1 protein-coding gene is annotated in these 251 nt (G+C 39.4%); it reads left to right on the plus strand.

Going from position 1 to position 251, the window contains the following annotated elements; genetic code table 11:
* The coding region (locus AAEY57_RS20620; RefSeq protein WP_350608739.1) for a lyase family protein at positions 1-251 on the plus strand (251 nt) is incomplete at both ends.

Raw genomic sequence — 251 nt, forward strand, 5'->3', positions numbered from 1 at the left:
CGTTTAAGCAATTTAACGACTCTCTTCCCTTTGACTACCAGTTAGCAGAGCAAGATATTATTGGCTCTGTGGCATGGGCTGGTGCACTTGAACAGGTAAATGTACTTTCAAGTGATGAGCATACAAAATTAGTTGCTGCATTAAATGAGCTACTTGAAGAAGTTAAAGCTGATCCACAATCAGTTGCTACTTCAGGTGCAGAAGACATTCATTCACATGTTGAAGCTGCTCTAATTGAAAAAGTAGGTGAT

Origin of the sequence: Pseudoalteromonas sp. MER144-MNA-CIBAN-0113, from assembly GCF_040308965.1 — a bacterium.
Classification (GTDB): domain Bacteria; phylum Pseudomonadota; class Gammaproteobacteria; order Enterobacterales; family Alteromonadaceae; genus Pseudoalteromonas; species Pseudoalteromonas tetraodonis.